Consider the following 20053-nt stretch of genomic DNA (forward strand, 5'->3'; position numbering starts at 1 on the left):
AAAAGCGGTTCAATACTGAACCGCTTTTTCTTTATATCGTCATTGAGAAAATCCTCGTTTCCGGCTTATTTCTCATCATTCTAAGGTCAAATACCATTGCTACATTTCGGGTGAATGCTCTACCAGCTTCGGTAATTTTAATTTCATGGCCATTAATCTCAACCAGACCGTCATTTTCCATTTCTTTCAACATTTCCAGTGCATTTTCCAACTCAGGGAAAGAATTATGGGCACTAAAAGTAGTTTCCAACTGGCACATCAGATTCAGAATATGTCTTCTTACTGTAAGATCTTCTTCATTCAGAACATGTCCTTTCACAACAGGAATTTCTCCCTCTTCTACCATTTTTTGATAATCTTCCACGGTTTTTACATTCTGAGCAAATGCATACCAAGAATCTGAAATGGCCGACATTCCAAGCCCTACCATCAATTGGGTGTTGCTTGAAGTGTATCCCATAAAGTTTCTGTGAAGTTTTTTATGAATTAAAGACTGGTATAGATCATCATGTTCCAGAGAGAAGTGATCCATCCCAACCTCAATATATCCCAGATCCTGAAGCAATTTCTTCCCATCTTCATACAAGCGGCGTTTTTCTTCACCACTCGGCAGGTCATTTTCATCAAATCCTCTTTGTCCAACACCTTTTACCCATGGAACGTGTGCATAGGAATAAAAAGCCAATCTATCCGGCTTCAATTCCATTGTCTTTCTGATGGTATGTTCCATTGCTTCCCAAGATTGGTGAGGAAGACCAAAAACCAAATCATGACTAATTCCTCTGTAACCAATTTCCTTAGCCCACTCTGTTACATTTTTCACATTTTCAAAAGGCTGAATTCTGTTGATTGCTTTTTGTACTTTAGGATCATAATCCTGTACTCCAAAGCTTACTCTTCTGAAGCCCAGGTCGTATAAAGTCTGAAGATGATCTCTCGTAGTATTATTAGGGTGTCCTTCAAATGAAAACTCGGGATGTTCTGCAATATCTACGGTTGCAAAAATTCCTTCCAGAAGTGTTTTTAAGTTTTCCGGAGAGAAAAATGTTGGCGTACCTCCACCCAAATGTAATTCTTTTAACTTTGGTCTTTCTTTGAAAAGATCAAGATAAATCTTCCATTCCTTTAATACACTTTCCAAATAAGGAACTTCAACACTGTGTTGTTTCGTTATACGCTTATGACATGCACAGAATGTACACAATGCCTCACAGAAAGGTAAATGGATATAAATAGAAATCCCCTCCTCTGCATTGGTTTCATCAAAAGACCTGATTACTGTTTCTTTCCACTTTTCCGAAGAAAATGTAGATTCATCCCAATATGGGACGGTAGGATAAGAAGTGTAACGCGGCCCAGGAATATTATACTTATCTATTAAAGAATTCATTTTGAAAAATAAAATTTTATAAGGTGAGGAAGTTTAACATCATTAAAATTCCGTCCTACAAAATTAACCATTAGTTATGAATTTTAACCTATGAATTATATTAGGTTATAGTTTAGAATGAGTCTAAATACACTGTTTAAACCTATTACGGAGATAATGATAAATTCTATTTGTTTTATTGATCCTACGTATTTCTCAAATCTTTTATTTCAACTTCAACATCACAACTCTATCTTTTCCTGCAAGAACTACTCTATTTCCATCAATCCACTGACAAACATACAGGCCTTTTTCATCGGAAATTTTCTTCCATGTCTTTCCAAAATCTGAAGAATAGCTGATATGCTGATCACCTACCGCTATAATCTCTTTTCCTTTTGAGACTGGTTTTATTTTCACACAGGTCATATATCCTGCATTGTGTCCAGAAGCCTGAATTTGCCAGGTTTCGCCGCCATCATTAGTTGTTGCAATATTATTGATATTAACATCCTGTTTGGTATAATCGCCACCTACTGCGATTCCGAATCGATCATCATTGAAATCAATGGAATACATTCCCTGTGAAGATTCACCTTGAATGAAAGGGGTTTTGAAGATCTCCAGTTTTTCAGTTTTTAGATTTAACCTCAGAACTCTCGAAGCTTTACCTCCTGTGGCAATCCATACATATTTTTTGGTGGAAGATATATTGGTATTGCTCGCTGCAAAAGCTGCTTCACCGTCGTTTAATAACACATCACTCTTTAACATCCCCCATTTTCCATCTCTATACACCGCTAATTTCAACAAATGATCCTTGTCTGCATCACTGAATGTATAGGCTAGTTTATCATTTACAAAATGCAAAGCATCATAGAATGCCGTTTTTGTAGTATCTGTGAAAACAATTTGTGATTTTAAATCTTTTTTATCAATCTTAAAGAAACGTCCAGGACTTTCAATATTGATGGCATAAAAAGAATTTTTATCCTGTGCCAGCGTTCTGAACTGAAGCTTTTCTTCAGAAAGCTGGATCTGTTTTTGATTTTTATAATCCTTAAGATCTACAAATCCAAACTTGGAATCTGTGCCGCTATACCAAACCTTGTTGTCATCAAGTTCAAGTGCTCTGATGCTTATTTTATCATTAAGAATTGTTTCTATATTTTCTACCTGTTGAGCAAATGCAGTCATTCCTACGGATAGGAGTATAATGGACAAAATCTTTTTCATACGATATTCAACAAAAAAACCGCCGAAGCGGTTTGTATTAATATTAATCTATTTCCTTGTATTTTTCAGGATTGTTAAGTTTACTGTTTGATTTTCCATAAAGGAAATATACTAATCCTCCTAGGAAAAGCCATACAGCAGAAAGTTCCAATGCATGAGCACTTAAGTTAAATATTAAATAGATATTAATAAATACACCTAATGCTACAACAATTTTATAGGCAGGAACTTTGAAAGGTCTGATCAAATTAGGTTCTTTCTTTCTCATTACCCAAACTGCAATACAAACCAGTGTAAATGCAAACAGGGTTCCGAAACTTGTCATATCTGCTAATGTAGAAATTGGTGTAAATGCAGCTATAAGTGCTACTACTATTCCTAACAGGATAATTCCTTTGTAAGGAGTTCTTGTTTTTGGGTGAAGTTCTCCGAAGAACTTAGGAATCAAACCATCTTTTGCCATTCCGATAAAGATTCTGGATTGCCCCATCATCATTACCATTACTACAGAAATCAATCCTACAGTGGCTGCAATTGTTACTACATTACTCGCCCAGTGTTTTCCTGCAATTTCAAAAGCGTAAGCTACAGGAGCTTTAATTGCATCAGGATATTTTCCTTCAGGATTAAAGTCTGAATAATGCATCATCCCTGTCAGTACAAGAGATACACAGATATATAATGCTGTACAAACTAATAATGAAACAATAATAGCAAAAGGAACATCTTTTTTAGGATTAATAGCTTCCCCCGCTTGGGTAGAAACAGCATCAAAACCAATATAAGCAAAGAAGATAGCCGCGGCTCCGGAAATAATTCCTTTAATACCATAAGCAGAGACCAGATCTCCCTCAGAATTTCTAATCTTTACCTGATCAGGAATAAAAGGTTTCCAATTTTTAACACCATCAACAGCGTTATAAAGATCAGTATTAGAAAAAATAATATAAACTCCCGCAATAATTACAAAAATAACTGCAGAGGTCTTCATCAAAACAATTAAATTATTTGCTCCTGCTGCTTCTTTTGTTCCTTTTACCAACAATGCAGTAATAAGTAAAACAAGGATAAATGCAGGTAAGTTCATAGAGAAACCGTCTCCTGTATAACTTGAAGGATCCGAGGTAAGATATCCCGGCAGATGAACGCCAAATATCTTTAAAAACTTAGTAAAATATCCGGACCAACTCACGGAAACAGCCATACTGGCCATGGCATACTCCAGGATGAGACACCACCCCATGGCCCATGCAAAAATTTCTCCTACTGTTCCGTAAGCATAAGCATAAGCTGAACCTTCAACAGGAATGATGGAGGCGAACTCTGCGTAGCACAATGCTGCAAAAACACAGGCAATACCTGCTATAATAAAGGAGATTGCAAGCGCTGGGCCTGCATGGTAATAGGCTCCCGTTCCTGTAAGAACAAAGATTCCACCTCCAATGATAGCACCTACTCCAATTGCTGTTAAACTCCATTTTCCAAGGACTTTTTTCAGCTCACTTTTCTTCATATCTGCCTCATAGGCACTTAGTGGTTTTTTAACCCAAATTTTCGACATGTTTTTTTATTTATTAAGGATTTACGAAAATATAAAAAATTTAGGAACTCCCGCGTTTATCGTTAAACTTTCATCATTTATTTTACATTAAAGCCTCCAAAACTTAAGCAACACATTATTTAATTCATTTTAAAAAGTCCATTTTTTTGTTTATTTTTGATCGCATGAATTTATATGATCTTTTTGTAAAGCCTTATGAAAGCTATGATTTCTTACAGATTATGCTTGAAGCATCGGGTGCTATTTTCGGAACTCTGAGCGTATATTTTTCCATTAAAAAAAATATATGGGTATACCCTACTGGCATCATCTCTACTCTGATCTATGTGTATATTCTTTTCAACTTTGGTTTATTGGGAGACTGTCTTATCAATGTGTATTATTCTGTGATGAGTGTTTATGGTTGGATTTTATGGGCGAAGAATTCTGAAGATCATGTTCATGTGGAAGTTACCTGGGCTACGAAAAAAGAATGGGTCTATGCTGTCATACTTTTTGTCCTTAGTCTTGTGCTGGTTACCGTTATCTATTATTATAAGCCTTATATTGATAATAAGTTTTCAATGGAAGGTACAAGTCTTGGATTATATCATTTGGATTGGGCCAATTGGATGGATATTTTTACCACTTCAATATTTTTAGTAGGAATGTGGTTTATGGCCAAACAGCGCATTGAGAACTGGATTTTCTGGATTATCGGAGATTTTATTTGCATCCCAATGATGATTTTTAAGGGTCTTGGTATCACTTCGGTTCAATATTTGGTATTTACTATAATGGCTATCTTAGGATACCTTAGTTGGAAAAAAAGTTTTAAAGAAAAAAAAGTACAATAAAGTCATGAAAAATTTATTCAAAATAGCAGTCAGTATTTTTGCTATTACCAGTTTAACATCTTGTTTAGCATATACAGACGGATATGGTAGTAATAGTGGTTATGGAGATCCATACTATAATAACGGATATTACTATGCACCTTCCGGATATTATGGAAATGGAGGATACTATGGTAATGATGGCTATTATTATAGAAATAACGTTAATTATTATTATGATAATGGTATTCCTTACTATTATGATAATTACAATAACTCCAGAAGAAAAGTATACGTAGAAAGAAAGACTACGGTAACTTCACAAAGACCAAATAACGGCTTCCGTAATAATGGTGGTTCATACAACAATGGTGGCTCTTATAACAATGGAAGCTATAATAGAAACTCCAACAGCGGAAGAAATAATAATAGTGGATTCAGAAACCAAAGTAGTGGTAACCAAAACAACCAAGGAAACCAAAGCAGCGGCGGATTCAGAAATCAGAACAGTAGTTCTCAGGGAAGTCAGAACAACCAAAGCTCTGGTGGATTTAGAAACACTGAAAGCAGTAGCAATAGCTCCAGCCGATCAGAATCTTCTAATAGCGGTGGATTTAGAAATAGCTCAGGCACCCAAAGTAGCAGTTCTGGCACTTCAACCAGACAGAACAGCAGCAGCGGAGGCTTTAGATAAAACGATTATAAATAAGGAAACGAACAGTTAACACTGTTCGTTTTTCATTTAAAATATATTAATTTTGTCTCTTCAATTTAGACAAAAATATATGGAATTTTATAAATATCAGGGAACTGGAAATGATTTTGTAATGGTAGACAACCGTGATCTACAGTTTCCTAAAGACAAAAATATCATTGAAAAATTATGTGACAGACGCTTCGGAATAGGTGCCGATGGGCTTATCCTTTTGGAGAACGATCCTGATTACGATTTTAAAATGGTTTACTATAATTCTGACGGTGGCGAAAGTACCATGTGCGGAAACGGAGGAAGATGTCTTGTCGCCTTCGCATTTTTTCTAGACGTTTTTGAAGACAAATGTAAGTTCATCGCAATAGACGGTGAGCATGATGCTGAAATCCATAACGGGATCATTAAACTAAAAATGATTGATGTAAACACCATTTCACATGACGGAAACGATTCTGTTCTTAACACAGGCTCCCCTCATTATGTAAAATATGTAGAAAATCTGAAAGACTTTGACGTTTATACAGAAGGTCATGGTATCAGAAATTCAGAAAATTATATAGAAAAAGGGATCAATGTCAACTTTGTTGAAAAAATTTCCGACAATGAGATCTTTGTAAGAACCTATGAACGAGGCGTTGAGGACGAAACTTACAGCTGCGGCACAGGAGTTACAGCGGCAGCTTTAACTTTTCTTCAAAAAGACAATCTAACTTCTGTAAAAGTTAAAACCCTAGGAGGAAATCTTAAGGTATATGCTGAAAAAAGTGAGGACTCTTTCTGTAACATTTGGCTGGAAGGTCCCGCAAAGCAAGTTTTTAAAGGGAAAGTAGATATTCTTTAAAATCAAAAAACTTTTAATCAACATTATTTAAGAATGAAAAAAGCTATTCTCATTATTATTCTGCTGGTTTTTGTAGTCGCAGGATTTTTTGGTTTGAGATTTTATAATAAATACTTTGGAAACAATGTAGAAAAGGACGGCTATATTTTGATCCCTCATAAGGCAAATTTTAAGCAGATCCTGGACTCTATTGCTCCATATATTAAAGACCGTGAATCTTTTGAGGCTGTAGCCCAGGATAAAGGTCTTAATACAAGCTTTAAAGCCGGACGTTATCATATTGAAAGCGGCAAAGGTAATACCGACTTGGTAAATATGATTAAGGCTGGTAATCAATCAGCAAATTCTTTCAGAATCGGAGATTTTGGAGATATGTACCAAATGATTGGTAAGGTTACCAAAAAAACAGAACTGGATTCTTTACACTTTGTGAATGATCTGGATGGAGTTGCTCAGGAAAAAGGGTACAAAGGCGTTGAAGATTTAAAAAAATATTTCTTCATTGACACTTATAATTTCTTCTGGACAGTAAGCCCAAGAGAATTTTTTGCAAAATTTGAAGATCAGTACAATGACTTCTGGACCAGCGAAAGAAAAAATAAAGAGCAGCAGTCCGGATTAACAAGAGATCAGATCTATGCCCTTGCTTCTATTGTTTATAAGGAATCCGGAGGAAAAAAGGATGAAATGAAAACTATTGCAGGATTATATTTAAACCGTTATAGAAAAGGCATGAAACTTCAGTCTGATCCCACGGTGATCTATGCAATTAATAAACAGACTAATTTTAAAGAGCCTATCAAAAGGGTATTATATAAACATTTGTCTACTCCATCTCCGTATAATACATATGCCAATGCAGGCATCCCTCCGGGACCCATTTGTGTGGTAGATAAGAATTCGGTGGATGCTGTGTTGAGTGCAGAAAACAATAATTATATATTTATGTGTGCAGATCCTGCAAGATTCGGCTACCATAAGTTTACAGCAAGTGCTGAAGAGCATGCTGTAAATGCAAAAGCCTATCAGAATTGGCTCAATTCAAAAAATATAAAATAGGCTAAACAGGCATCTAAAATTTATACAGCTAAAAAAAATAAATAAATCATAATATTTTAAAAATCAAATTGATACAGACTTTTAAAATATTAAGGGTTATCCTTTCACGATTTTATACAAAAAAATAACCTATGAAGAATAAGACAGAAATTGTCAATATTTTCACAAGAAAAACACTAGGACTTACTTTAGTGCTCTCGGCGGCGGCAATGGCTTTCGCACAGGAAAAAGCAGGAGTTTCAGGGATCATTGTCAACAAGAAGAACCAACCGGTTCCTTATGCGTCTGTAACTTTTAGTAATAAATCCAACACTGCATTAAGTGATGCTGTACTTACCGATGAAAAAGGACAGTACCAATTACAACTTACTCCCGGAGCTTATGACATTACCGTAGAAGCTATTGATTACAAAAAAAATGTAGTTAATAAAAATATTACCGGAGCCGGCAACATTGGAGCATTATCCATAGAAGCAGAAGCTACCTCTACTCTGGATGGAAAAACGAATGAATTACAAGGTGTTGTTATTACTGCATCAGCAGCTAAGCCCTACAAAGTAGAACTTGACAAAAGAACTTATGATCCGTCACAGGATATTGTAAGTAAAGGAGGAAATCTTCAGGATGTTTTAAGTAATGTACCTTCTGTTTCAGTAGATACGGATGGAACAGTTTCCATGAGAGGAAGTACAAATGTAAAATTCCTGATTAACGGAAAGCCGTCTTCTCTTTTAGGAATTGATGATGGAGCTAATGCACTGCAAAGTATTCCTGCTGATCAGATTGAAAGAATTGAGGTGATTACCAATCCTTCTTCAAAGTTTGAAGCCAGTGGAACTTCTGGAATTTTGAATATCATTCTTAAAAAGAATAAGAAAATTGGTTTTAATGGTAGTGTGGTTGGAACTTTGGGATATTTTCCAAGAACAGCTCTTAATGCCAATTTAAGCTGGAGAAAGAATAACTGGACATGGTTTGTGAACGGTGGTGGGGGTTATACAGAAAACAAAACCAAAAATAATTCTGAAACAACCTACCATGATATTAAATTTCCAAAGCTAGATCCAATCCCAACAACACCAGCAGAGATAGCAAAAGTACCTAATGTCCCGGTTCATCAGTATCAAAACTCTGTCAATAAAACATATAATAAAAATTATAATGTAAGCGCAGGTTTTGTGTATGACATTTCTGATAAAACATCAGTTAATTTAACAGGATTGGTAAGAACGTTTGAAGGAGATGGAAATGAGCTTGTAAATACCTACGATTCCTTTTATAAATACACTGGAGCAACGTCAGAGCCATGGAAATTACTGAACCCTTATACGCTAAGAGATTCTAAAAGTGTTTTTAACAATCTGGCATTTCAAGGGGATTTAGGCTTAGATCATAAGTTTGATGATAACGGACAAAATTTATCCTTATCATTAAGTTTACAGAGAAACAGAAGCAATAATAACGCTGATATCCTAGAAAGTGTTGACAATATACCATCCGTACAAGATATTACCAGAAGACATTCTGTAAGCAAAACCGTAATAGGAAAAGCTGATTATGAGTTACCGGTAGGAGAAAATTCCAAAATTGAAGCAGGTTACAGATTGGATATCAATGATAATACTTATGATAATTTTGTAAGCAGTACTTCTAACAATCCTCTTATTCCGAATTATAATAACAATACGGATTATAAGGAAATGTTTAATGCATTCTATCTTCAGTTTAGAAGTAAAATAGGAAACTTTGGTTATCAATTGGGATTAAGAGACGAAATTTCAAACGTTAAGATCAATTATATTAGCCAAAACCCTGATAAGGCACCATTAAATAAAACTAAGAATTACAACAACTTGTTTCCAAGTGTATTCTTAAGTTATGATATATCTAAGAATAATCAGATCTTGGTTAACTACTCTCGCAGAATAGACAGACCTAGATCATTCTTTATGGTTCCTTTCCCTAATTACACGAATAATCAGAATATTTTTGAGGGGAACATTGACTTAAACCCATCATATGTAGATTCTTATGAAGTAGGTTATAACATCACTAAGAAGAAGTTTACCATCAACCCTACTTTATATTACAGACATGCAACTGATGATACAAAAATGTTGGTGTACAGACCTGATGAAAGACAAAAGGTATTCTATACAAAACCTGAAAACCTGGGTAATGACGACCGTTATGGTTTGGATCTAAACTTTACATACGATCCTTTTGCCTGGTTCAAAATTATGGGTAGTGTAGATTTATTCGGATACAAAACTTCCGGAATTGCAACTTATGAAACGAAAGACGTAGATGGTTTAACTCAGATACGTTCATTAGATTTTACAGGAAGCGGCTTTTCTACAAGACTACGTCTTAATACAACATTTAAGCTTGATAAGACATTAAGTGTACAGCTGCAAGGCTTCTACAGAGGAGGGCAAAAAACAGCCAGCCAAGACAGAAAAGATATGTATGCCATCAACTTGGGAGCATCTAAAACGATCTGGAAAGGTAATGGAACACTCTCATTCAACATACAGGATATCTTTAATACAAGAGGTATGGAGGTGACTAATTATAGTAATGACTATACCCGTAGCAGCTATATGCAATGGCAGCCAAGACAGTTCTCTATTGCTTTAACCTACAGATTCAAACAAGGTGAAAAAGTAGAGCAGCCTAAGAAGAAAAAGGATATCAACTCCAATGAAACAGGAGACGACCAACAAGGTGGTCCAATGTAATACAACAAAAATCCCGAAAATTAAATTTCGGGATTTTTTTATTCTTCTATTTTACTGACTCTTTTTTGTCATCTCTTTCTTTTTCAGCCTCATAGATTCTTTTTCTTAAATCACTGGTAGAAAAGCGATGATCTCTTTTATTATAAAAAATTTCAATTCCCTTTTCTTCACAGTATTGCTTACCTGTAAAATCTCTGTCCATGTAATCATCACCAATGATTCTTACATCAATTACAAAAGATTTTAAAATATCCAATAAATCTTCTTCTGTATAGTAAGGAATAATCTCATCCACAGAATTTACTGCCTTAAGCTGAATGTATCGCTCTACGATAGTTTGACTTGGCTTATTTTTAGTAGGACGATCATGCGAAGGGTCTATTTGCAACCCTACTATTAAATAATCGCACACTGTTTTCGCTTCTTCAAGCATTTTTATATGACCTGCGTGTAGTAGGTCAAATGAAGAAAATGTAATACCTATTCTTTGTGTCTTCATATTAATTTAAAATTAAAACTTCGCTGAAATAAATGTTCTTTTAAATGGATAAAAGACAGGTGATTCAGGGAAGATGTTTTGTAATTCTTTTTTATAATCGTTTTTAAATTGTTCTTTTAAGTCATTAGGAAGCCTCTCAATATAAGGAAGCATTGCTGTTCCTGAAGCCCAAGTAAATACTGCTTCAGCATTTTCAAGAACATGTGGGAATACTTTCTCATAAACGATAATCTCTCTTCCTTTATTGTCAAATAATATTTTAGCATAGTCTTCTATCTTCAAAACAGGAGACTCTCTTTCCCATGAATGATAAGCAGTTTTATAAGGCTCTGTACTCGCTATTTCCCTTAACAACTGATGTACTACATATTCATGATTGGAAGGTATTTGTACTGCTAATTGACCACCTTTATTGACTTTACTGATTATTCTTGGGAAAAGTTCCTTATGATTATTACACCATTGAATTGCCGCATTTGAAATAATCAGGTCATAAGTGTCTCCCAAATGAAGCTGCTCTTCTATACTTCTTTTTTCAAAGATCAACCTGCTTGTTTTAAACTGAGCTGCCTTTTCAAGCATTTCTTCCGAAGAATCTATCCCTAAAACCTTGGAATCTTCTAAATAATCTAAAAGCTTAGAAGTGAGTTCTCCGGTTCCACAACCCAGATCTATAACAGAGATCCCTGTCCTTGATTCAACAAGGTTTAATAAATCAAAAAATGGAGCTGAGCGCTCTTCTTTAAACTGGTCGTATACTTCGGGATTCCAAGCCATAATTAATATTTTTATGAGTTTCTAGAGTTCAGATACTTTTGCCATTCCCAAGTTGTTTTCAATGATTCTTCAAGTGAGGTTTCAGCTTTCCATCCCAATTCATTTTCAGCTTTAGCAGGATTAGCATAGGCAATGGTAATATCCCCTTCTCGTCTAGGGCATATCTGATAAGGTACCTCTACATTATTTGCTGTTTCAAAAGCTTTGACTATTTCCAGAACAGATGATCCTTTTCCTGTTCCCAGATTATAAGTATCAATCAATGCGTCTTCAGACTGATCGTTTATAAGTTTTTTCAAGGCAGCAACATGGGCTTTTGCCAGATCAACAACATAAATATAGTCACGAACAGCGGTTCCGTCCACTGTTGGATAATCATCACCCCAAATACTTAACTTTTCACGTATTCCCGCAGCAGTCTGCATTACGTAAGGAACCAAATTGTTAGGAATTCCTATTGGCAATTCTCCAAGTTTTGCAGATGGATGCGCTCCAATAGGATTAAAATATCTTAATAACGAAATTTTTCGGTTATAGGCCTTAGCAAAATCAATAAGAATCTCTTCTCCCATTTGCTTGGTCTTTCCATAGACACTTTCAGGCATTTTTAAAGGAGTATTTTCATCAATTGGCATCACATCAGCCTGTCCATAAACGGTGCATGATGAACTGAAAATAAAATTGGAAATCCCTCTTTCCTTAAACTCCTGTAAAATATTGATAAGTGAAAACATATTATTTTCATAGTAATCTACAGGCTTTATCTGGCTTTCTCCCACTGCTTTGAAAGCCGCGAAATTAATACAGCCATCAATCTGGTGTGCATCAAAAACCTGATTAAGCAGTTCTTTTCGCTTTAGATCAAAGGGGTAAAAAACTGGCTTTTTACCTGCAATTTCCTCAATATTTTTTAAAATAAACCTCTCTGAATTGGATAAATCATCTACAATAACCACTTCAAAGCCATTATTAAGAAGTTCCACTACTGTGTGAGAACCGATGTATCCAAGTCCTCCTGTAACAAGTATTGCCATTTTTATTTTTTAATCTTGGTGTTTTCCTATGTTTTCTATTTCTTTAGTTATCTTATATTCTTTTACTTTAAATACATTAACAATAATCAAAATTAATATGAATGAAACTAAAAGTTTAAAACCAAAATGTCCTAAAACATAATACCCATTTAAAAATCCTAAGAGTAAAGGATACCCTAAAACAATTATGGATAAAGATAAACTAAGGTTTAGAAACAAAACAGCTTTATCATATTTTTCAATCAAATTAATGAATGCAAATGCATTAATGACAAGTGAAATACCGATAACTAATGTCTTAAATATGCTGAAATTATCAAATAATTTCAAAATTGAAAATGCAGATATTATAAAAAGCAGTAGGCTGGTAATTACAGCTAAGTAATAAACCAGCCTATGTTTAAATATCTTTCTTTTCATTATTTCATAAACTCAAGCACAGCATCTGTAATATACTTCAACTGCTCTTCGTCTAATTCTGTATGCATTGGCAGAGAAACTACCTGATCCAGAAGTTTGTCTGTATTCACAAAATCTGCATCATTACTTTCCTGGAAGTAAGCTTTTTGCTTTCTTAAAGCCACCGGATAGTAAATCATTGCAGGAATTTCCTTTTCTGTAAGGAATTTCTGAAGTTCATTACGTTTTCCGTTCAGGATTCTTAAGGTATACTGGTGGAATACGTGGGTAGAACTCTCAGATCTTTTTGGAGTAAGGATATGTGGATGACCAGCAAATGCTTCATCATAGTAATCTGCAGCCTTTCTTCTTGCCTCATTATAAGAATCCAGATGAGGAAGTTTTTTTCTTAAAACCGCTGCCTGAATACTATCCAAACGGGAGTTCACTCCTACTTCATCATGGTAATATCTTTCGTACATTCCGTGGTTTACAATTCCTCTTAAACGGTGAGCTAATTCGTCATTATTGGTGAAAATAGCACCACCATCACCATAGCATCCCAGATTTTTTGATGGGAAGAAAGATGTTGTCCCCACAGTAGACATTGTTCCGGCATATTTTACCGTTCCATCAGAGAATGTATATTCTGCACCTATTGCCTGTGCATTATCTTCAATCACATATAAATTGTGCTCTTCAGCAATTTTAAGGATTTCTTCCATGTTCGCACATTGTCCGAACAAATGTACAGGAATAATCGCCTTTGTTTTTGGAGTAATTGCTTTTCTTAAATCATCTGTTGAAATTGTAAATGTATCATAGTCAACATCCACCAAAACAGATTTTAATTTAAGTAAATGGATTACTTCTACTGTTGCAGCAAAGGTAAAATCAGCAGTAATAACCTCATCTCCTTCTTTCAGATCCAGTGCCATAAGGGCAATCTGTAATGCATCAGTTCCATTAGCACACGGAATTACGTGCTTTACGTCTAAATAAGACTCCAATTCATTCTGGAAAGACTTTACTTCAGGACCGTTGATAAATGCCGCCGAATCCATTACATTTAAAACTGCATTGTCTACATCATTCTTTATTTTGTAATACTGACTTTGCAAGTCAACCATCTGAATTTTTTTCATAAATAAATATTTCTGTAAAAATAAGGATTTTAAAATCCTATCAAAAGTTTTATTGGTTTTTGTTTTTATCTTTATACAAAATAATGTCATGAAAAAAATTTTACTCTTTTGTTTCCTTACGGGCTGTGCTTATGTATCTGCACAAACGCAGCTTGTGTTTGTATATTTTAAGGATAAGCCCAACAAAGCTGTATTTTTTGCCAATCCCCTTTCAGAACTTTCACAAAAATCACTTAGCAGACGTACTGCATTAGGAATATCCCTTAATGATCAGGATGCTCCTGTGGAACAGTCTTATATTCAAAATCTTCAAAACCTGGGGTTTACGGTGACAGATTATTCTAAATGGCTTAACGGTGCTGCAGTCAATGCAACACCTGCTCAAATAACAGTTTTACAGGCGCAGCCTTTTGTACTGTCTGTGGAAAGTTTTATACGAAACAACTCAACCGGAGGCAACAAAGTTTCTGCTAATAAATGGAAAGATCAGACAAACACAAATAAAAATCTCACCACCTTTAATTATGGTTCTGGAACCGGCCAAATCGATCAGGTAAACATCAGGCCGCTTCATCTTGCAGGATATACAGGAGCAGGGGTTTCCATTGCTGTTATCGATAATGGTTTTCCTACCGTAGATACCGGAAATGCTTTTTTAAGAATGCGAGCCAATAACAGGATAAAAGCCGGCTATGATTTTGTTACCAAGACCAACAATATCTACAATACATCTTTAAACATACACGGATCAGTAGTTTTAGGTGCTATTGGCGGTTATTTGGAAAATGTATTTGTAGGCTCTGCTCCTGATGCCGATTTTTATTTGTACCGAAGTGAAGACGCCAGTGTTGAGATTCCTGAAGAGGAGATCTACTGGATTGAAGCAGCTGAGGAAGCAGACAGAAAGGGAGTTGAGATCATTACCACATCTTTGGGATACAATGTTTTCGACAACCCTCAATACAGTTACACCTATGCTGACATGAACGGAACTACTTCATTTGTCGCCCGTGGAGCGCAAATAGCAACTGAAAAAGGGATCTTTGTTCTTGCAGCCACAGGAAATTCAGGAGATAAGCCATGGCACTATCTTTTGACTCCGGCAGACAATGCCAAGGTATTCTCTATCGGGGCAGTAGATTCATCAGGAAATTCCTCAGTATTTTCATCTTTTGGCCCCAATTCGCTTAATATTGTAAAACCTGATGCGAGTGCACAAGGAACAGCGACAGCAACGGTTATAGGTGATGTCCCTTTTACGACCAACGGAACTTCCATTGCCACTCCAATTGCTGCAGGAGGTGTAGCATGTTTTATTCAGGCATTCCCAAATATGAACAGGGAGCTGATAAGAACAAAATTAAGACAAACAGCTTCTCTTTTCCCTAATCATACCGATCAAATGGGATATGGGATTCTTAATTTCGGAAGTTTGTTCAATGCTGTTCTGAACACTTCTGAAATGGTAAAAAAGGAAAAATTTTCTATATTCCCGAATCCTGCTAAAAACATCCTGAATGTAGCATCGGAACAGGAAGTTCAGTCTTTAGAAATTTATGATAATCTGGGAAGATTAATCAGAAAAAACAGCAACCAAAAATCTATAAAAGTAGATGATTTTGCAAAAGGAACCTATTATCTGAAAATTCAGACAAGGGATAAGACTTTGTACGAAAAATTCTTAAAGGAATAAGGATCTTGTTTCTCGCGGATTATTCAGATGTAGCAGATTTAATTCCCTATAAACATCCGCGTGATCTGAATAATCTGCGGGAGATATTATTGTGTTAATATTTATGACCTATAACTCATGAATAGTTGATAATAAAAAAACGAGCTAAAGCCCGTTTTATCGTTATGGAAATTATTCCTGTTTCAAAAATAACTTATGCCGAGTTTCTGCTCGCGTTAATATTTCCGAATAAGGAACGGGTCACCAGCTTTTCATAAGCCTCTTTATTCCCTTCTCCTTTTTGAATCTTCATTAAAGCATATTGCTGAATACTTAACAACGGAAGTACAATTTTCTCACGAATCTTCACTGACTTTCTAGACAATGGATCTTCTTCCTGAAGCATTTTGAAACCTGTAAGCTCCAGCATAATATCTCTTGAAAGCTCATATTCACTAAAAAGGACATTCCAGAAAGCGCCGAACTTCGGATTATTTTTGATGTAATAAGTTAGAGGAAAATAAGACTTGTTCATACTCATCATAGAGTTTAGAACTAAAGTTTTAAAGAAATCCGAACCTTTATATAGTTCTCTCACTTCTTCGAATCTTCCCTGCTCTTTCATTTTCTGCATCGCGTATCCAAAACCAAAGAAACCTGGTACATTCTGCTTCAATTGTGACCATGAACCAACAAAAGGAATTGCCCGTAAGTCTTCAAACTTCAATTCGCTGCCATTTCCTCTTTTGGACGGACGGCTTCCGATATTGGTTTTCCCATAATATTCCAGTGTACTCATCTCCTGAAGATAAGGAACAAACATTGGGTGAGCTTTTAGATCAGAATATTTTTGATAACTGATATTTGCCAATTCAATAATTAATGCTCTTTCTTTTTCAGTGAGATCTTTTTTAGCATTTTTAAAAACATCGTTTTCCACTCCGGCTGTTAAAAGCTGTTCAAAATTATATTTTGCCTGCTCTTTATTTCCGAAAATACTGGTAATCGTCTGCCCCTGAATCGTTAGTTCAATCTTATTATTGGCAATAGTTTTCCCTTGCGAAGCATAGAAATCGTGAGTTTTACCCCCTCCTCTTGCCGGTGGGCCTCCTCTACCATCAAAGAATACAACTTTGATATTATTTTGTTCTGAAAGTTGAGTTAGAACTTCCTTAGCCTTATAGATTTCCCAATTTGCTTTTAAATATCCACCATCCTTGGTTCCATCGGAGAAGCCAAGCATTATAGTCTGCTGATTTCCTCTTTTTTCAAGATGTTTTTTATAAACAGGGTTATGGTATAGTTCATTCATCACATTTTCGGCATTGGCAAGCCCTTCCATGGTTTCAAAAAGCGGAACGATATCCATATTGATAGCCTCATCCTGATAACCACAGATTTTAAAGAATGCATACACATTCATTACATCTTTCACGGCATCGGAATTGGAAATAATATAGCGGTTCATTCCTCTCAATCCATTTAAATCCTGAATTTTAGAAACTTGTGAAACCGTCAGCAATGTATCTTTTACAATATCTTCAAAATCATCAGCATTTACAGCGTGTGAAACTTGAATCAATTTATTAAATTTCTCCACGTAATCAGCATTCTCAGTTCCGTATACTTTTGCAAATACCGTATCAATTACTTGTTGATGAATCCTGCTGTCCTGACGGATATCCAATGTTGCAAAGTGAGTCCCAAAAATCTTCACACGATCTCTGAAATTGGCTAAAAGATCTAAAAACAAGGAATTATGCTCATTGATCAATATTTTTTCAGCTTCATCAGTTTTCTTTAAGATCGCTTCTGCTGTAATATTTTTTCCGTCAAAAATTGCAGCATACAATTCTTCACTTAATTGTGTTAGAACCTCTGAAACTCCTCTGAAGCTCAATCTTCTTCTAATGAATTTTAAATGGCTGTAATAAGATTTCAGTATCGCTGAACGAAGTTCTTCTGCTACTCTCTTGGTAACATCTGCTGTCACAAAAGGATTTCCATCTCTGTCTCCTCCTGGCCAGAAACCAAGCTGAATAATATCTTCATGCAAATGAAAATGATCGTTTCCAAAGGTCTTTTTTATCTTCGTAAACAATTCTCCGATGGTATCATAATATACATACCTCAAATAGGAAATAATACTCAATGCTTCATCAACAGGAGTGGGCTTTTCCTTGTTCACAAAAGGGGTTTTCCCTAGCTGCTGTAGAAGCATATCAATCTGTGTAACAGAATCACTGGTAATGGCACCTCTGAGATCCTGAATAATTCTTTGTACTGAGCTTGGATAAAACTGGGTCGGGTGAGCCGTAAATACAACCTTAACGCTGAAATCTTTTAATTTTTCGCGTACTTTTTCAATTTTATGATCCTGAAAAGAACGCTCGAAAAGATTGGTTACTGTTCCACTGTCACTTTCTGAATGGAGATTCGGAAATGCTGCATCTTCAATACTATCGAATAAAACTACCTGTCTTTCTATATACTGAATGATCTTAAAAAGCAGCTCAAGTTTCTGTTCTTCGGTCTGAAGATCTGTATGGTTTTTAAAAAATTCTTCGACGATTTCTTCAGGGGTTTTTCCTGCGTCATAGCCTGTTCTACTTTCTTCATACAAGAATGGAAGAAGCATTCCGATATTCGTCATTTTATCATAAGGCAGGCTCATAAATAATGAATTGTAGATCTGGAATTTGTTCTCCACGATCTGCCTGAATTTTTCTGTGCGTTGGTCGTGTCTCATAGTAACAAATGTAAGTGATTTTAGAATTAGTTGAATTGACAAATGACAAAAATTAAGGGCTAAAAGCAAAAAATATTAGAATGGTTTTTCACAATCGTTATCCTCAATTAAACATTTTGTAACTTTGATTTTTAAATTAATTCATAAATATAATCATCACAATCTCTGAAGTTATATTAAGAATTATTCAAATACATTTCTATGGGTTACATCAGAGAATATTACGAACAAATTGTAAAGTTACAGGAATCAGAATGGGCTTTTATTGCAGGACATTTCCAAAGAAAAGTCTACGCAAAAAATAACATCATTACCCAGCAAGGTGATACAGAAAACTACCTATCCTTTATAGAATCAGGGTTGGTAAGATTTTATATTCCTGATGATGAACACGGCTATACTTTCAGCTTCAGCTTTGAGAAAGAATTCACCTGTGCCTATGACTCTTTTCTTACCCAAACCCCATCGGAATATGAAATGCAGGCGCTCACAGAAACGGTAGTCTGGCAGGTTTCTTATGATGATTTACAAAAGATCTACAATCAGACGAACGTAGGAAATCATTTGGGGCGTTTTGCTTCTGAAAAATTGTTTTTAGCTAAAAGTAAAAGGGAGCTTTCTCTTTTAAAACTTACAGCCAAGGAGCGTTACCTAAAATTATTTACAGAGCAACCCGAACTACTGCAACGTGTTCCTTTAAAATACATAGCTTCCTATATTGGCATTACTCCACAGGCTTTGAGCAGAATTCGCAGGCAGATTAATTAACATAGGTTCATTGCATATCTTTCCCTTTCTAAGGAACTTTGCAGAAAAATAGTCTAATGAATTTATCTATTATAGCCTATGGCAACAGTGTTTTAAAGCAAAAATGCACGCAGCTTAAAGAAAATACTCCGGAAATACAGACACTCATTGCTGATATGTGGGACACCATGAATCAAGCCAATGGCTGTGGTCTCTCCTCCTCTCAAATTGGAAAACCTTTACAACTCTTTGTTGTAGACAGTAAGATTGCTTTTGAAAATCTGGATTCAGAAGATCAGATCCTTTACTTTGAAAAGAATGACAAGGGAATTGTGGAAACTTTTATCAATGCCAGAATCGTTCACAATTCTGAGGAAACATGGGATGATTATGAGGGATGTTTAAGTATTCCCGGATTATCTCAAAAGGTAACAAGACCATGGAAAATTACCATTGAGTATCAGAATCAGGATTTCACCCTGCAAACGAAAACCTTTACCGGATTAACGGCCAGAATCATCCAGCATGAATATGATCATACCCAAGGAATTTTATATACTAACCGCTTGAAACCCTTGACAAGGAAATTGATAGAATCTAAATTGAAAAAGATCATCAGTGGAAATGTTTCAACAAGCTATCCTATGAAGTTTATTTAAATTAGAATCATTAAGTTTTTTTGTAAATTTGCTCCGGA

17 protein-coding genes are annotated in these 20053 nt (G+C 35.4%); 8 read left to right on the top strand and 9 right to left on the bottom strand.

Annotated elements, in window-relative coordinates; all coding sequences use genetic code 11:
• Positions 1-31: 31 nt before the first annotated feature.
• The 3 genes from hemN to C1638_RS07755 all read right to left on the bottom strand — a co-directional run bounded on the left by hemN (position 32) and on the right by C1638_RS07755 (position 4166).
• Complete coding sequence (hemN, locus tag C1638_RS07745) at positions 32-1390, bottom strand: oxygen-independent coproporphyrinogen III oxidase (protein WP_109619763.1); 1359 nt, start codon at positions 1388-1390, stop codon at positions 32-34.
• 204 nt (positions 1391-1594) lie between these two features.
• Positions 1595-2605: a WD40/YVTN/BNR-like repeat-containing protein gene (locus C1638_RS07750; protein ID WP_109619765.1), complete on the bottom strand. Its 1011-nt coding sequence runs from the start codon at positions 2603-2605 to the stop codon at positions 1595-1597.
• Positions 2606-2648: 43 nt separating this feature from the next.
• Complete coding sequence (locus C1638_RS07755) at positions 2649-4166, bottom strand: amino acid permease (RefSeq protein WP_109619766.1); 1518 nt, start codon at positions 4164-4166, stop codon at positions 2649-2651.
• Positions 4167-4330: 164 nt separating this feature from the next.
• Between C1638_RS07755 and pnuC the strand changes: the two genes are divergently transcribed.
• From pnuC to C1638_RS07780, 5 genes are all read left to right on the top strand, one after another.
• Entirely contained in the window at positions 4331-5002 is a 672-nt protein-coding gene (gene pnuC, locus C1638_RS07760; RefSeq protein ID WP_109619768.1) for a nicotinamide riboside transporter PnuC, read from the top strand.
• 4 nt (positions 5003-5006) lie between these two features.
• On the top strand, positions 5007-5675 hold the full coding sequence (locus C1638_RS07765) for a hypothetical protein (RefSeq protein WP_109619770.1): 669 nt from the start codon (positions 5007-5009) through the stop codon (positions 5673-5675).
• A gap of 91 nt (positions 5676-5766) precedes the next feature.
• On the top strand, positions 5767-6534 hold the full coding sequence (dapF, locus tag C1638_RS07770; RefSeq protein WP_109619772.1) for a diaminopimelate epimerase: 768 nt from the start codon (positions 5767-5769) through the stop codon (positions 6532-6534).
• 33 nt (positions 6535-6567) lie between these two features.
• Complete coding sequence (gene mltG, locus C1638_RS07775; RefSeq protein ID WP_109619773.1) at positions 6568-7593, top strand: endolytic transglycosylase MltG; 1026 nt, start codon at positions 6568-6570, stop codon at positions 7591-7593.
• Positions 7594-7724: 131 nt separating this feature from the next.
• Positions 7725-10334, top strand: coding sequence for a TonB-dependent receptor (locus C1638_RS07780; RefSeq protein WP_109619775.1), 2610 nt, complete (start codon positions 7725-7727; stop codon positions 10332-10334).
• 46 nt (positions 10335-10380) lie between these two features.
• On the opposite strand, the gene C1638_RS07785 is transcribed toward C1638_RS07780, so the two are convergent.
• From C1638_RS07785 to C1638_RS07805, 5 genes are read right to left on the bottom strand one after another with little or no spacing between them, the layout of a single operon-like run.
• Positions 10381-10833, bottom strand: coding sequence for an adenylyltransferase/cytidyltransferase family protein (locus C1638_RS07785; protein ID WP_109619777.1), 453 nt, complete (start codon positions 10831-10833; stop codon positions 10381-10383).
• Between the two features lie 12 nt (positions 10834-10845).
• Positions 10846-11610 (bottom strand): methyltransferase domain-containing protein, encoded by a 765-nt coding sequence (locus C1638_RS07790; protein WP_109619779.1) that lies wholly within the window; start codon positions 11608-11610, stop codon positions 10846-10848.
• 11 nt (positions 11611-11621) lie between these two features.
• Entirely contained in the window at positions 11622-12644 is a 1023-nt protein-coding gene (gene galE, locus C1638_RS07795) for a UDP-glucose 4-epimerase GalE (RefSeq protein ID WP_109619781.1), read from the bottom strand.
• Positions 12645-12653: 9 nt separating this feature from the next.
• Positions 12654-13064 (bottom strand): hypothetical protein, encoded by a 411-nt coding sequence (locus tag C1638_RS07800; protein ID WP_109619783.1) that lies wholly within the window; start codon positions 13062-13064, stop codon positions 12654-12656.
• Positions 13064-14188 (bottom strand): DegT/DnrJ/EryC1/StrS family aminotransferase, encoded by a 1125-nt coding sequence (locus C1638_RS07805; protein WP_109620617.1) that lies wholly within the window; start codon positions 14186-14188, stop codon positions 13064-13066. The genes C1638_RS07800 and C1638_RS07805 overlap by 1 nt, the downstream gene beginning before the upstream one ends.
• 88 nt (positions 14189-14276) lie before the next feature.
• Here C1638_RS07805 and C1638_RS07810 point away from each other — a divergent pair, with 88 nt between their 5' ends.
• Positions 14277-15881 (top strand): S8/S53 family peptidase, encoded by a 1605-nt coding sequence (locus C1638_RS07810; RefSeq protein ID WP_109619785.1) that lies wholly within the window; start codon positions 14277-14279, stop codon positions 15879-15881.
• Positions 15882-16074: 193 nt separating this feature from the next.
• On the opposite strand, the gene C1638_RS07815 is transcribed toward C1638_RS07810, so the two are convergent.
• Positions 16075-18609 (bottom strand): phosphoenolpyruvate carboxylase, encoded by a 2535-nt coding sequence (locus tag C1638_RS07815; protein ID WP_109619787.1) that lies wholly within the window; start codon positions 18607-18609, stop codon positions 16075-16077.
• 201 nt (positions 18610-18810) lie between these two features.
• Here C1638_RS07815 and C1638_RS07820 point away from each other — a divergent pair, with 201 nt between their 5' ends.
• Both C1638_RS07820 and def read left to right on the top strand, forming a co-directional pair.
• Positions 18811-19377 (top strand): Crp/Fnr family transcriptional regulator, encoded by a 567-nt coding sequence (locus tag C1638_RS07820; RefSeq protein WP_109619789.1) that lies wholly within the window; start codon positions 18811-18813, stop codon positions 19375-19377.
• Positions 19378-19433: 56 nt separating this feature from the next.
• The gene (gene def / locus C1638_RS07825; RefSeq protein WP_109619791.1) at positions 19434-20015 is read left to right on the top strand and encodes a peptide deformylase; all 582 of its coding nucleotides are present in this window, start codon (positions 19434-19436) and stop codon (positions 20013-20015) included.
• Positions 20016-20053: the final 38 nt, after the last annotated feature.

Source organism: Chryseobacterium oncorhynchi, assembly GCF_002899895.1.
Taxonomy (GTDB): domain Bacteria; phylum Bacteroidota; class Bacteroidia; order Flavobacteriales; family Weeksellaceae; genus Chryseobacterium; species Chryseobacterium oncorhynchi.

Coding starts and splice junctions, on each gene's coding strand:
- hemN (WP_109619763.1), bottom strand. CDS start 1,390: ATGAATTCTTTAATAGATAAGTATAATATTCCTGGGCCGCGTTACACT.
- C1638_RS07750 (WP_109619765.1), bottom strand. CDS start 2,605: ATGAAAAAGATTTTGTCCATTATACTCCTATCCGTAGGAATGACTGCA.
- C1638_RS07755 (WP_109619766.1), bottom strand. CDS start 4,166: ATGTCGAAAATTTGGGTTAAAAAACCACTAAGTGCCTATGAGGCAGAT.
- pnuC (WP_109619768.1), top strand. CDS start 4,331: ATGAATTTATATGATCTTTTTGTAAAGCCTTATGAAAGCTATGATTTC.
- C1638_RS07765 (WP_109619770.1), top strand. CDS start 5,007: ATGAAAAATTTATTCAAAATAGCAGTCAGTATTTTTGCTATTACCAGT.
- dapF (WP_109619772.1), top strand. CDS start 5,767: ATGGAATTTTATAAATATCAGGGAACTGGAAATGATTTTGTAATGGTA.
- mltG (WP_109619773.1), top strand. CDS start 6,568: ATGAAAAAAGCTATTCTCATTATTATTCTGCTGGTTTTTGTAGTCGCA.
- C1638_RS07780 (WP_109619775.1), top strand. CDS start 7,725: ATGAAGAATAAGACAGAAATTGTCAATATTTTCACAAGAAAAACACTA.
- C1638_RS07785 (WP_109619777.1), bottom strand. CDS start 10,833: ATGAAGACACAAAGAATAGGTATTACATTTTCTTCATTTGACCTACTA.
- C1638_RS07790 (WP_109619779.1), bottom strand. CDS start 11,610: ATGGCTTGGAATCCCGAAGTATACGACCAGTTTAAAGAAGAGCGCTCA.
- galE (WP_109619781.1), bottom strand. CDS start 12,644: ATGGCAATACTTGTTACAGGAGGACTTGGATACATCGGTTCTCACACA.
- C1638_RS07800 (WP_109619783.1), bottom strand. CDS start 13,064: ATGAAAAGAAAGATATTTAAACATAGGCTGGTTTATTACTTAGCTGTA.
- C1638_RS07805 (WP_109620617.1), bottom strand. CDS start 14,188: ATGAAAAAAATTCAGATGGTTGACTTGCAAAGTCAGTATTACAAAATA.
- C1638_RS07810 (WP_109619785.1), top strand. CDS start 14,277: ATGAAAAAAATTTTACTCTTTTGTTTCCTTACGGGCTGTGCTTATGTA.
- C1638_RS07815 (WP_109619787.1), bottom strand. CDS start 18,609: ATGAGACACGACCAACGCACAGAAAAATTCAGGCAGATCGTGGAGAAC.
- C1638_RS07820 (WP_109619789.1), top strand. CDS start 18,811: ATGGGTTACATCAGAGAATATTACGAACAAATTGTAAAGTTACAGGAA.
- def (WP_109619791.1), top strand. CDS start 19,434: ATGAATTTATCTATTATAGCCTATGGCAACAGTGTTTTAAAGCAAAAA.